Raw genomic sequence first — 12496 nt, forward strand, 5'->3', positions numbered from 1 at the left:
GAGAATCGAATAACTCAAAAAAAGAGCCCTGAATAACATTTCGGGCTCTTTTTTTTGCTTTATTAATTTTTCATTTCAACCCCAAACTCGTCGTACCATTTTCTCAATACGTATAGCTTCCAAATATTAGCAGTATGGTCTTCCATTACATTCATGTGCTCCCTCAGAAGTATTTTGAATTTTTGAACATTAAGGTTCGGAACTTTATTTAGAAAGTCATCCTCCAAGGCCTCAAGGAACTCAGTCTTCAATTCATTTCGCATCCATTCACCAATAGGTACCGAAAACCCTTTCTTAGGTAGATTAAATAGCTCTTCAGGGATATAATCCTTGAGTAAATCTTTTAATATTTTTTTTTGTTTACCGTCATCATACCTAAACGATAATGGAAGCGTCCTGGCAAACTCTACCACCCTGTAATCTAAAAACGGACTTCTTACTTCAACAGAATAGGCCATACTCGCACGGTCAACCTTGACATTACTATCATTTTCAAGCCATAATTTGATGTTTAAGTCGGCCGCTTTTTGTAAAAATATGTTTGACCATTTTTTATAACCTTGATAATGTTTCATATAGTCCTGCCTTTTCTCGTTTAAAAGAAAGCCTTTTCTAGAAAAAATATTTTCAATAAAATCATTTTTAGTCTTTGTGTTTAGTGCGTTCCTAACCCGATGGGAATTCATTCCAAACAGTTTTAATAAAATGGGCTGCGATAGTATTTTTCTTATGAAAAATGGAATTTCCATGATAGATTTGTTCTTGACAAGCGAGTCAAAATAACTGTAACCAATAAAGCTCTCGTCACCTCCGTCTCCCGATAGCGCAACTGTTACGTGTTCCTTGGTAACGGAGTTCAATAACAAGGAAGGTAGGGCCGAACTGTCCGCAAACGGTTCATCATAAACTTCAGTGAGTTTTGGTACCAACTTTAGGATATCGTCGGCACTACAAATAGTAGTTTTATGTTTAGAACCGATAATCTCGGCATACTGTTCGGCAATCTTGCTTTCGTCAAACTTTGGGTTTTCAAAACCGATGGAAAAGGTATTTATTTTTTCTTTTGAAGCTTCGGCAGCCAATGCCGATACAAGGGCAGAGTCAATGCCGCCCGAAAGGAAGGAGCCAATGGGTACATCAGATTGTAACCTTATTTTAACAGCATCCAGAAGTAAATCATGAAGTTCTTTCTTGGCATCCTCATAGCTAATATCACGAATTTCAACATCTTTTAGATTCCAATATTCCTGAATGTCCAATTTACCAGTATCCAAGTTAATGGTCATGTAATAACCCGGAGGCAATTTCATAATATCTTCCGCAATTGTATATGGACTTGGGATGAACATACAGTCAAGGTAAATGGAAATAGCCTCTTCATTAATTTTTTTGCCCTTAAGCATTGGTCTTATTTGGCTACATATTTCAATTTCCCCATCTTTAAAATAATAGTAAAACGGCTTTACGCCTAGCCGGTCTCTCGCTGAGAAAATTTCGTTGGTGTCTTCATTATAAATACTAAAGGCAAACATCCCGTTGGCTCTTTTAAGCAAATCCTTGCCCCATTCATGATAGCCTATTAGAAGTACCTCGGTATCGCTTTCGGTTTTAAAGGTGTAGCCTAATTGTAAAAGCTCCTCCTTCAGGTCTAAATAATTATATATTTCACCATTAAAAACAATATGAAGGTTTTTGTAGGTCATCGGCTGGTTGGACCGTGGGTCTAGGTCCAAAATGGCCAGTCTTAAATGGCCCAGAGTCACATCGTTTACCTTGTTTATTCCTGTAAAGTCGGGGCCTCTAAAAGAAATGGAATCGAGTTTTGATTTTACTTCCTTTTCCTCAAAAGGTATATTGGTTAAGTATATGCCGCACATGGTAGTTTCATTTTGCTGTAAAGCACGCACTTATTTTTAATAAATACAATATTAAGGCCTAAAATTCTATAAAACGACCAAAAGTCTAGTTGTTTTATACAGTGCTGTGTTCATCATGGAATTAGTCTAAGAAATGGATCTTTTTGGGAGGATGAATATGAAACAAATTCAGTATTATCAGGGGTTATTGACAATTCTGTTCTTTTGGAATTTTTAAATATTGGACTACCAAAACTGTTAGGGCAAAGGCTACCCCAAAATTTAATTGCTTTACTATAGATTTGATACCCTGATCTTGAATTTTATTTTTCGAGAAAGTGTTTAAAAATTTTCTAATAGGATAACGCTCCTATCGACTATCTACAAAGATTTCCCATGTAAAATGTTAGGGCGTGCATTTAGCCGATTTTAATGAATGTTTTAGCGAAATAAGCAATATCTTTTATTATCGCTTTAAAACAATTGCTAAATTTACCCCATCAAACACAAAATTAAATTGATTAATAGCAAAATGTTGATTTAATGTGTGAATGTCAAATTATAAAAAATTGCATCCTACTTCCCTCAATAGGTTTTGAATTTTAGGTAGTGACATGAACATTTTTGAATTTTTGAAATTTTGAAATTAATTATTGATTTTGACATCTTCATCTCTTGGGGGAGGTTCAATACAATACTTAATATAATTTGATTATTATCACAGCCTTTATTGGCTTTAATTGATAATGGATTTATGTTGACAAAAACTAGAATATATTTATCATCACCTCACATGGGAGGGCGAGAGCAAGATTTTGTTGCTGAGGCTTTCAGTACAAATTGGATAGCGCCCTTGGGACCAAATGTTGATGGGTTTGAAAATGACCTGAATGGTTATTTAGGGGGTGAAAAGTACGTAGCCGCCTTAAGCTCGGGAACGGCTTCAATACATTTGGCTTTAGAACTGCTTGATGTCTCAAAAGGTGATGAGGTATTGTGTCAAAGTTTTACATTTTCAGCTTCGGCAAATCCTATAGTATATCAAGGAGCCACTCCTGTTTTTATTGATAGTGAGCCCGATACCTGGAATATGTCTCCAGAACTTTTGGAAATAGCCATAAAGGATAGAATTGAGAAATATAAAAAGCCTAAGGCGATAATTGCGGTACATTTATATGGAATGCCGTACAAGGCAGATGAAATTAATGCAATTGCCGAAAAGTATGATATTCCCGTAGTTGAGGATAGTGCAGAAGCATTAGGAAGTACATATTATGGACGTCCATGTAGTACCTTGGGAACCTTAGGTATTTTGTCTTTTAACGGCAATAAAATAATTACAACTTCTGGTGGAGGTGCTTTAATTGCCTCTAACGAAGCTCATAAAAAGCGAGCCATTCACCTGTCAACTCAGGCAAGAGATAATGCGCCACACTACGAACATTCTACAATAGGTTTTAATTATAGGCTGAGCAATGTTTTGGCCGGTATTGGTCGCGGACAGATGCTGGTATTGGATGAAAGAGTCGAGGCCAGAAGAAAGAATTATGAATTTTATAAGGAAAGATTGTCTGGTCATGGCAGAATAGAGTTTTTGGAAGAGCCCAACGGCTTATTCTGCAATCGCTGGATTACCTGTATTCTTACTAAATCTTATGAAACAAGAGAAAGGATACGTCTTGAGTTATTGAAAGATGATATAGAATCACGACCACTATGGAAACCAATGCATATCCAGCCTGTGTTCAAAGATAGTTTGCATTTTAGCAATGGAGTTTCCGAAGATTTATTTGAAAGAGGCCTTTGCTTGCCAAGTGGTTCAAATTTAACAATTAATGAATTAGAAAGAATCGTAAATATTATTTTAAAGACCCCCAACTTATGATAAAGAACTACTTTACTTACTACTCCCAGAAATATGCCTCCAAATGGCTTGTTTTTGGTATTGATTTATCCATCGTATTATTAACGTTTGTTATTGCCTACTACGTAAGGTTTAATTTCACCTTTGGTTTTGACCTAAGCCAACTGAAAATCCAAATGCCGTTGTTGCTCATAATTGCGTCGTTCAGTTTTCTATTGGTAGGGTCTTTTAAAAGTGTTATCCGACATACAGGATTTACAGATGTAATGAATGTGTTCAAGTCAGTGGTGCTCATGTCCATTATATCAATACTTTTTGTGTTGGTTAACAGGGTTACCGGTCTTTTAGGTAGTTTTACAATCCCGCTTTCCATAATAGTGGTACACGCATTGTTTAGTTTTGTAACGTTGTCTGGTTGCCGATTGCTCTTCAAACTAGCTTACAAACAGTTAAAAGTGCAACTATTGTCCTCAAGAAACATAATTATATATGGAGCAGGAGATTCGGGTATTTTAACCTACAATGCCTTATTGAATAATACAAGCATAAGCTATAATGTCATTTGCTTTGTAGATGATAATGAGAAAAAACAGGGTAAGCTTATTAATGGTACGCCCATTTATACCCTAGATAAGTTGAGCCATGACTTCGTAAACACTAATGGTATTGAGGAGATAATCATAGCTTCGCAGAGCATAGACTCCAGGCGACTGATTTCCTTGGTTGATAGCTTCATGAATTTTGATATAGAAATTAAGAAAGTTCCTCCTTTTGAGACATGGATAGATGGCGAGCTTAATGCAAACCAGATCAAGCAATTTGAAATTGAGGATCTTTTGGGAAGAGCACCAATTGAGATCGACAATCCAAACCTACTGAATGAGTTTAATGGAGAGGTTATTGTTGTTACTGGTGCAGCAGGTTCTATAGGAAGCGAATTGGTGAAGCAATTAGCAAATTTCCAAGCGCGCAAACTTATATTAATAGATCAGGCAGAATCCGCACTTTACGACTTGCAGCAGGAACTTATAAGAAACGGCAAAAATAATTTTGTGGCCATTGTGGCAGATATCAGGGACGGTGTGAGAATTGATAGCATATTTCAGGCACACAGACCATCCATGGTTTTTCATGCCGCGGCATACAAGCACGTGCCATTAATGGAGAAGTCTCCCTATGAAGCTATAAAAATTAACGTAAACGGTACGAAGTTATTAGCGGATACTGCTTCTAGATATAACATAAAAAAGTTTGTTTTTGTTTCAACCGATAAGGCTGTTAACCCAACCAGTGTGATGGGAGCTACCAAGCGAATGGCAGAAATGTATATAAGCTGTTTGCAGAAGGAAAGCAAGACCAAGTTTATTACAACACGATTTGGAAATGTTTTAGGGTCTAATGGATCAGTAATTCCCTTATTTAAAAAACAAATAGAAAAAGGAGGGCCTTTAACATTGACGCATAAGGAAATCACAAGATATTTCATGACAATTCCCGAAGCCTCTCGTCTGGTTTTAGAGGCTGGTACTATGGGGAAAGGCGGTGAGATTTTTATCTTCGATATGGGAGAGTCAGTTAAAATTTATGACTTGGCAAAAAATATGATTAAGCTTTCCGGGCTAAGATATCCTGAAGATATTGATATTGAAATCACTGGATTGCGTCCAGGAGAAAAGCTTTATGAAGAGTTGTTGGCAAATGGCGAAAATACACTCTCCACTTACCATAAAAAGATTATGATAAGTAAAACGAGAGAGCTAGAGCATAATAAGGTTAAATCCGAAATAGAAGAGCTTTGCATCACTAATCGTTTCCAGAGCAACAATATTGTTATGAAAATGAAAAGTTTGATCCCAGAGTACAAATCGAACAACTCAGAATATGAGAAATTCGATACAAGAGTTAAAATTTATAAAAAAGCTAAAGGAATTTTAGATACCAATTCAGAAAATCAGGTAGAATATAAATCTATATGATTTTAAGCATATTATGACTACATTTGAAGTTTGAATGTAGTCATAATTATGTTTTTGAATCCTTAAGCTTGCCCCAAATTGAATAATAATGAGTGAATTTGTAAGATTTCGACGAATAATAATTGTTTGCGTTTTATTATCAACAATTTTCGTCACCACTTCATGTAGTTCCAGAAAGAGAGTAGTTTACTTTCAAAACGCAAAAGATTTTGAAACCGTTGTTAATACGGAAACATTTACCCCAAGGCTTAAGGTAAATGATATCGTGACTGTTTACGTATCTACATTTGATCTGGAAGCGGCCAAACCATTCAACTTGGTCAAAAGCCAGACCACATCAGCCTTAGAACTTGTTGACTACATTGTTGATATTGATGGAAATATTGATTACCCTGTACTTGGTAAGGTAAAGCTTCTAGGGCTAACGGTAGAAGAGGCTAAAGAATTATTCAAAAAAAAACTGGAAGATTATCTCAAGGATCCTATTGTGAACATAAGGATTTTAAACTTTAGGATATCGGTTTTAGGATCGGTGAATCGACCAGGTATCTATGAAGTTTCAGGAGAACGCATTACACTATTAGAGGCCATTGCTCTTGCTGGGGACTTAAATATCAAAGGTAAAAGGGAAAATGTGATGGTTATCAGGGATTTTAACGGTACAAAGACCTATACAAGGGTCAACCTTTTAAACAAGGAACTATTCAACTCGCCTGTTTATTATTTGACCCAGAACGATATTGTTTATGTTGAGCCCAATAAGTCAGGATCATCGGAGTCCTTTTTTGATGGCAGGATTGGAGTTATACTTTCTATAGCCTCTATCATAATTCCTGCAACCTTAATACTAGTAACCAGAAATTAGATTTTAAATGGATAAAGGAGGTAAAAACACGTCAAAAAGCAACACTGTTAGTTCCAAGGAGGATCTTGATTTAAAGAAACTGGTTTTAAAATATACCAAGCATTGGAAGTGGTTCGCACTTAGTGGCATTTTATTTTTAGTATTGGCTTACTTTCATTTGAGATATGCGCAGCCGAAATATAATGCCTACGGTAAAATTATGTTAGTTCAAAGTCAAGGGGCAAATCCTGCAGCAGGTCTTCTAGCAGATTTAGGTCAAAATACACCTGAAATGAAAGGTATTGAGGATGAAATAGAAGTCCTCAAGTCAAGAAAATTGATGACAGGGGTTATTGAGAAGTTGAATTTAAACTTGAGAATTTTTGCAAAGGGTAGACTGCACGATACACAATACTTTCCCAATAGCAAAGCTCCTATTAATATAAATTTTATTGAATCTGATTCTATTATTAGGAGATCTTATTTCGGTTTTAGTTTGATAATTAAATCCGAAACGTCTTTTGATTTTATTTACCACCCGGCCGGTGCTGAGGAGCCGTTAACTCAAAAAGTAGACTTTGGAAATAATATTGCAACGCCCATTGGAGATATAGTTATCACTCCAAACTTTAAAAATCTTTCATATATAAAAGATCAACTAGTTTATGTAAGTATTAATCCGGTTGAAAGTCTTGCTGAGCAGTACAAAGGTGCTATTTTAGTTTCGGCGGCAGGTGAATTTTCCAATGTCATAAATCTTTCATTGGACGACACTTCTGCCGAGAGGGCTAAAGCGGTTATTAATACTTTGGTTGATGAGTATAATAGAAGATCAGTTGAAGAAAAGAGTAGTATTTCTAATAATACTGCGGAGTTTATAAATAAACGGATTGACCTTATTGCTACCGATTTGTCCAAAGTGGACGATGAAATTGAACGATTTAAGACAGGAAATAAATTAACAGATATTACCTCTGAAGCTCAGATATACTTGGATAACAATGCTATGACCGAACAGGAGTTGGCTAGGGCAAGAACCCAATATAGTACAATTAATTTCATGAAAGGGCAAGTAAATGATGAAAGTTTTGACCGTATTCCAACCAATCTCGGCCTTGAAGATGGAGCAATAAATTCTTTGGCATCTCGATACAACGAGTTATTAGATCAAAGACAGAAGCTACTACAGAGCTCTAATGAAAAAAACCCAATAGTGGTTAACTTGGATGAGCAAATACGCAACATAAAAACCAGTTTGCGACAAAGTTTGAACAATTCCTCAAGCGCAATAGATTTGAAAATTAGGAGTTTGCAGAATCAGACATCAAAATTAAGTCAAAAAATATACGCTGTACCAGGTCAAGTTAGAAAGTCCAGAGATATTGAAAGAGAGCAAACCATTAAGGAATCACTCTACTTATATCTTCTTCAAAAGCGTGAGGAAGCGACTATTTCGCTTATTTCGGCTTCTCCAAATGCAAAAATCATTGACGAAGCACATTCGGACGGAATGGCCGTTTCACCAAAGGTACCAATGGTTTATTTATCCGCACTTTTTTTGGGTATGTTAATACCTTTTGGGTTTATCTATGTTAAAGATTTATTGGATAATAAAATCCATAACAAAGAGGATCTTGAAAAAGTTATAGATAACATAACTGTATTAGGAGAAATCCCAAGGATTTCTGGAAGCGATAAAGATTTAATCCAGCGTAATGATCGCTCCATTTTATCCGAATCTTTCAGGATTATTCGAACCAATCTAGACTATGTAAGAAAACGTGATGATGCTAAGCCCTATAGTAATGTTGTATTCGTTACGTCAACTATTAACGGTGAGGGAAAATCGTTTTTTAGCTTGAACATGGCACTTACAGTGGCCAATACAGGAAAAAGGGTATTACTGATTGGTGCTGATATTAGGAACCCTAAGACTCAAACTATATTAAAAGGTCAGAAATCTAAAGCCTTGGATATAGGCCTGACTGAATTTCTTGCAGATAAATCTGTAACTATTGGAGATGTTACCAATACGCACGAAGTTAACAGTATTAGTTTGGATTTATTAGTTTCTGGAAAAGTACCACCAAACCCAGCTGAATTATTGATGAGTGACAGGATGAAACAATTATTTGACAAAGTTTCAAACGACTATGATTATATTATCGTTGACACTGCACCATCAATGTTGGTAACAGATACTTTATTGTTTAGTCAATATGCAGGTTATACTATTTACATGACCAGAGCTGGTTATACTGAAAAAGAAGTACTGAATTTTGCTAAAGAATTACATGCCGATAAGAAATTAAATGGTATGATGCTAGTGGTTAACGATGTAAATCAGTCCAATTTCGGATATGGTGCTAAATATGGATACTATGGTGCTCCAAAAAAGAAAGGATTGTTTAGATGGAAGAAGGCATCCGCATAAAGTTGCCAAAATAATAAAAGTTTAATCCTCTTAATATTCATTATATTAAGAGGATTTTTTATTTAGTTTTTGTAATATTCAAAAGCATTGGTGATAAGCTGTTCCTGGACCCTGCAATCTATTTTGGTGGTGCCGATATCTTCAAGAAGCACAAAATTGATGTTCCCATGTGAGTTCTTCTTATCGTATTTTAGCAGATCAATTATCGGAGCGTAATCATTGGCTTCGATATTTACCATTCCATAATATTTGATAAAAAGTGCTTTGATTAACTCCAACTTGTAGTGAGGAAACCCTAGAATTTTGGACGATAAATAAGTTTCCAAAATCATCCCGATGGCTATGGCTTCACCATGTAATAAATCAGATTTATTTGGATTGCTCAAAAAGTAGGATTCTATAGCATGACCAAGAGTGTGGCCAAAATTCAGTGTTTTCCGAAGTCCGCTCTCAAAAGGGTCTTCGTCCACAACAGCCTTTTTAATGAGCACGGATTCATAAATCAAGCTGTCCAAATCTTTAAGGGTCAATTTAGATAAGTCATTGAATTTATTCCAGTAGGTTTCGCTAGTAATCAATCCATGTTTTAGCATTTCTGCCATTCCAGAGCGCATTTGGTCGGAAGGCAAAGTGTTTAAATACTGGGTGTCTATCAATACCATATCGGGGGTGCTAATTACGCCTATCTGATTTTTTAGGGTGCCCAAATCTACTCCTGTTTTGCCTCCAACAGAGGCATCAACCATCGCCAGCAAAGAGGTTGGAACATTAACGTATGCGATACCTCTTTTAAAGGTGGACGCCACGAAACCTCCCAAATCCGTTACTACGCCCCCGCCTATATTTATCATCAGACTTTTTCGATCGCCATCCAATTCGGAAAGGGTATCCCAGACACCAACACAAGTACCTATAGTTTTATGTATTTCCCCGGCTTCGATTTCAATGATTTCAATTAGTACTTCGGTATCCAAATTAGATAAAAATAAAGGCAGACAGTGCTTATGCGTATTACTGTCAACAAGGATAAAAATCTTAGAAAAATTGTGGCTTCTTATATGATCGTTCAAGGAAGGGTAACACCTGTCATTAAAGTGAATAATACCGTTATTGGCCGTAATGGAGTCCATATAGGTTCGATAGATTGATTTGGCTGCCAAATTAAGGAGTTTTTAACTAAAATGGTAGTTTAGCAATAATTATCTTTGTTAGAAATAATTTGAAATGACGAACAGAAATACGTTTGACAATACCGCTGTAGCATTTGAGCTGAAAAGCGATTCTGAATTGGAACGTGCCTATTTCTTATTCAAAATGATATCAGTTGAACCTTTAGTTAGAATCGGCACGGCGGCTACAAATTTTGCCTTAAAAGCTAATTTGCCTATTGAAGGTTTGATTCGCTCAACCGTATTTGATCATTTTTGTGGAGGCGTAAACGAGGAGGATTGCTTACCTGTAATTGATAAGATGTTTAAAAAAGGAGTGTGTTCCGTTTTGGACTATTCGGTTGAAGGTAAGGAAAGCGAGAAGGAGTTTGATAATGCTCTAGATACCGTTTTAAAAATTATTGATTTTGCCACTGAAATTGATGCTATTCCTATAGCGGTGTTTAAACCTTCCGGTTTTGGAAGGTTTAAGCTCTTTGAAAAGGTGAATCAAGGGTTGACGCTTAATGATATTGAAGAACAGGAATGGCAAAAAGTTGAAAATAGGTTTGACCAAGTTTGCAGAAAAGCCAAGGAAAGTGATGTTGCGGTTTTAGTGGATGCCGAAGAAAGCTGGTATCAGGATGCTGCCGATGGCTTGGTAACCAAAATGATGCAAAAATATAATACCGAAAAGCCAATTGTTTACAATACACTTCAGATGTATAGACACGACCGAATGGATTTCATGAAGCATCAGCATGATTTAGCCAAATCCGGGAATTATTATTTGGGGTTTAAATTAGTACGTGGTGCCTACATGGAAAAAGAGAATGAAAGGGCGGAGGATAGGGATTACCTATCTCCAATATGTCCTAATAAACGGGCAACAGATGAAAATTTCAATGATGCTTTGCACTATGTGATAGATAATCTGGATTGCATGTCGATATTTGCCGGCACCCACAACGAAGAGAGTACTTATTTATTGATGGATTTAATGCTAGAAAAATGTATTTCAAATAACGACCCAAGGGTTTGGTTTGGACAACTCTATGGCATGAGCGATCACATAAGTTATAATTTGGCACATTTGGGTTATAATGTTGCAAAATATATGCCTTTTGGACCTGTAAAGGACGTTATGCCATACCTTACAAGAAGGGCGGAGGAGAACACATCAGTAGCAGGCCAAACGGGAAGGGAACTGACCCTTCTTAAGAAGGAAAGGCAACGCAGAAAACTTGCCTAAAATTGACATAGATTGCTTAAAATAACCTTTACTTCTTTAGCATCCATTAAAGGGGAAATAGCTTCCAGTTTATAAAGATCAACTATGGTTTTTGTTTTTTTATTTTGAATAAGATAAATGGCTTCAGATTTACTTGGGATTAGGATTTCATTTTCTGATATCATTTCTTCTACAAGTTTCTCTCCTTCTTGTAATTGCGTGATTGATATGCTTGGAGAAAGATTGCATTTATGGATAGTATTGTAATTATCTATTAGTACTTTGGCTAAGTCTGAAATTTTAATTGGCTTTCCCATATCAAAGGACACTTTTATGTTTTCGGAGGGTTCAAACATCGAAGTCTGCAAAATGAAATCGCAGGCCTCGTCCTTATCGATAAACAATCTCGAAATATTTGAATCCGTCAGGCTTAAATCATCTCCTTGTTCAAGTTGCTTTAAAAATAAAGGCACGACTGAGCCATTAGATCCAAAAATATTTCCAAAACGGGCTGTAATAAATACAGTGTTATCGGTGTCTACCAGATTAGTTAAATAGTTTTCGGCAATATTCTTGGTCATGCCCATGACTCCCAGTGGATTAACCGCTTTGTCGGTTGAGATGAAAATAAATTTTCTCGCATTATACTGGACGGCCAATCCTGCCAAATAAATTGTGGCGTTAATATTTACTTTAACCGCTTCATAGGGATGAAGCTCCATTAAAGAGACATGTTTGTAGGCGGCTGCATGAAAAATTAGGGTAGGCCTGTATGTTTCAAACAGTGCCTGCATGGCCTTTTTGTCATTTATATCGCCTAGAATAAATTTAATCGAGTGGTGTTGCTTTAAACCAAATTCCTTTTCAAGGTAGTACAGGGGTGTTTCAGCATTGTCCAAAAGGATAAGTTTTTTGTAATTAGAATTCACCAAGCTTTGTACCAAACCACTTCCAATGGAGCCCACTGCTCCCGTAACCAAAATTGTTTCTTTTGAAAAGTCATAGGACGGATAGCTTCTTTTGGGCTTTGTTCCAAAAAAAAGGCCGGAATTATCCAGTAGTTTTTGAATTTGGAGTAAAGAAGCTTTATCCATTATTGAACGATCAGAATTTATAATGCGTTATGAAAAATATGGACTTTGC

At 36.2% G+C, this 12496-nt stretch carries 8 protein-coding genes; 5 read left to right on the forward strand and 3 right to left on the reverse strand.

The annotated features are described in order from the left end of the window. Nucleotides 1–62: 62 nt before the first annotated feature. Entirely contained in the window at nt 63–1877 is a 1815-nt protein-coding gene (gene asnB / locus ACFSR8_RS07075; RefSeq protein WP_380290468.1) for an asparagine synthase (glutamine-hydrolyzing), read from the reverse strand. A 733-nt stretch (nt 1878–2610) separates the two neighbouring features. Here asnB and ACFSR8_RS07080 point away from each other — a divergent pair. The 4 genes from ACFSR8_RS07080 to ACFSR8_RS07095 all read left to right on the forward strand — a co-directional run bounded on the left by ACFSR8_RS07080 (nt 2611) and on the right by ACFSR8_RS07095 (nt 8974). Then, on the forward strand, nt 2611–3741 hold the full coding sequence (locus tag ACFSR8_RS07080) for a DegT/DnrJ/EryC1/StrS family aminotransferase (RefSeq protein ID WP_380290470.1): 1131 nt from the start codon (nt 2611–2613) through the stop codon (nt 3739–3741). Next, nucleotides 3738–5696, forward strand: a complete 1959-nt coding sequence (locus tag ACFSR8_RS07085) for a polysaccharide biosynthesis protein (protein ID WP_380290472.1) — start codon at nt 3738–3740, stop codon at nt 5694–5696. The genes ACFSR8_RS07080 and ACFSR8_RS07085 overlap by 4 nt, the downstream gene beginning before the upstream one ends. An 88-nt stretch (nt 5697–5784) precedes the next feature. Next, nucleotides 5785–6561: a polysaccharide biosynthesis/export family protein gene (locus ACFSR8_RS07090; protein ID WP_380290474.1), complete on the forward strand. Its 777-nt coding sequence runs from the start codon at nt 5785–5787 to the stop codon at nt 6559–6561. A 7-nt stretch (nt 6562–6568) separates the two neighbouring features. Continuing rightward, entirely contained in the window at nt 6569–8974 is a 2406-nt protein-coding gene (locus ACFSR8_RS07095) for a GumC family protein (RefSeq protein WP_380290476.1), read from the forward strand. Between the two features lie 62 nt (nt 8975–9036). Here ACFSR8_RS07095 and aroB read toward each other — a convergent pair whose 3' ends face one another. Further along, nucleotides 9037–10104, reverse strand: coding sequence for a 3-dehydroquinate synthase (gene aroB, locus ACFSR8_RS07100; RefSeq protein ID WP_380290634.1), 1068 nt, complete (start codon nt 10102–10104; stop codon nt 9037–9039). A 94-nt stretch (nt 10105–10198) separates the two neighbouring features. Here aroB and ACFSR8_RS07105 point away from each other — a divergent pair, with 94 nt between their 5' ends. After that, nucleotides 10199–11374 carry a proline dehydrogenase family protein gene (locus ACFSR8_RS07105; RefSeq protein WP_380290478.1) on the forward strand — a complete coding sequence of 392 codons (1176 nt, stop codon included), beginning with the start codon at nt 10199–10201 and terminating at the stop codon, nt 11372–11374. On the opposite strand, the gene ACFSR8_RS07110 is transcribed toward ACFSR8_RS07105, so the two are convergent. Further along, the gene (locus ACFSR8_RS07110) at nt 11371–12447 is read right to left on the reverse strand and encodes an SDR family NAD(P)-dependent oxidoreductase (protein WP_380290480.1); all 1077 of its coding nucleotides are present in this window, start codon (nt 12445–12447) and stop codon (nt 11371–11373) included. The two genes, ACFSR8_RS07105 and ACFSR8_RS07110, sit on opposite strands and share 4 nt — an antisense overlap. Nucleotides 12448–12496 lie beyond the last annotated feature (49 nt).

The sequence above is a fragment of the Hyunsoonleella rubra genome (genome assembly GCF_042684665.1).
Classification (GTDB): Bacteria; Bacteroidota; Bacteroidia; order Flavobacteriales; family Flavobacteriaceae; genus Jejuia; species Jejuia rubra.